1 protein-coding gene is annotated in these 1,645 nt (G+C 42.7%); it reads right to left on the minus strand.

Features of this window, described 5'->3' with window-relative positions; all coding sequences use genetic code 11:
• The coding region (locus IKB69_RS09005; RefSeq protein ID WP_290948533.1) for an asparagine synthase C-terminal domain-containing protein at positions 1 to 1,341 on the minus strand (1,341 nt) is incomplete at its 3' end.
• Between the last annotated feature and the right edge of the window lie 304 nt (positions 1,342 to 1,645).

The raw sequence follows: 1,645 nt of genomic DNA on the forward strand, positions 1-1,645 counted from the left end.
CCCCCGTTTATCTGCGCGATATGCCCCAAACACCTCCACAAACGCATTAAGATTATAGATCATAAATTTTTCCCACGCATTACAGCAGCTAAGATCATCACTCTTAAACACACTAGAATCTAGCTTTATATCAAAAGCTTTTTGCTTATCCCACAGAGCAAAAGGCACGGGGAAGCCCTTTTTCTGCCTAGTGATGATAAAGCTAGGGAGATAAGTTTTAGCAATTTTCTTTAGCAAAAACTTACTTTCACAATGCGTATCGCTAAAGTTTTTATAGTCTTTAAGTGGCATTTGCACAGGGGTTTTTGTATGTACTTTGTAGGAAAATGGCAGGCTATTGACAAAATCAATCAAGCTAGAATCTAAAAACACAAACCCATCGCCAAAACCACAAAATCGCAGGGCATTAGCCCCTCTTTCTATAAGCCCTCTTGTATGCAAGACTTGGATAAAGTAGAGCATTATATCGCGCATATCTTTTGGCACACTGCCACCAAAAACTTTGGCGATCATTTGTATGTCATCAACTAGATATTTCTCGTGGATTAGAGCGCGAGATTTCTCTAGAGAAAAGTAGCGATAATGCTCCAAAATATAGGCATAAAACTTCTCCACTTTGCCCATATAGCTTGCATAGAGTGCTAAATTATGCGAATATCCGCCAAAGACATCATCAGCCCCTTCACCACATAGCACCACATCGCAGCAGTCCTTGCGTGCTTGAGCAAGTGCGTACGCTAAGGGCAGCTCATTAGGGTGTAAGGGTGCAGCCTTTTGCTTAATAAGTGCCTTTAGCCACGCATTATTGCCAAAAAAACTCCCATATCCTAGTGTTTTTTCATAATGCTTGCTTGCAAACTTACTTGCCACTCTTCTTGCATATTTGAACTCATCATCACCATAAAATCCTATACTATAAGTATAAATTTCCCTATGTGGATACAATGCCCTACACATCGCTACAATCAGCGAACTATCCAGACCACCGCTTAAACATACACCTATCTTCCTAGCATTTGCCACTCTTTTCTCAATAGACTCTAGCAAGAGATACTCTGCAATATGGGCAGCTTTCTGCAAGCTAGGGGCTTTATAGCTAAAGTGCAAGCTAGATTCTGGGGGAGAGTCTAGCTTGGAGTCTCTTCTTACACGAAAGTTTGCAAACATCGTGTGCTCCAAAATTGGATAGCGAAAGCTTAGAAAGCTTGTAATACCCTCTGGACTAAAGTCATCAAACAAAAGCCCACGCACCGCGCTTGAGAGATCGCTAAAGCTAGATTCTAGCCCTACTTTGTAAAACTCATTCTCCAAGCCAAAAAGTCTTCTATGCTCTAAGCGCATTTACTCTGCTCCATTTGGGATTTTGCTTGATTATCTCTAGCTGCTCTTTGCTCATTTGCACGCCGGGAACAACCTGAACCCCCTCGCTGCCGTAGCAGTAATAACACGCTGTAATAGGCTGATGATCTGTGATAAATCTCTGCAGGTTTTTGTAAGTAAAAGTCGGCAGAGATTTCCCCCCCCCCCCACCTCAGCCAGTCTCAGCATATCGGGCAGTATATCCGCAAGCGATTTTACCGCTCCGTCCAGATCACTGGACGTGAATGCGAAACCATAGGAATATATGTCATTGGGATCCGATGTC

The organism is Helicobacter sp. (genome assembly GCF_017502485.1).
In the GTDB taxonomy this organism is placed as follows: Bacteria; Campylobacterota; Campylobacteria; order Campylobacterales; family Helicobacteraceae; genus Helicobacter_B.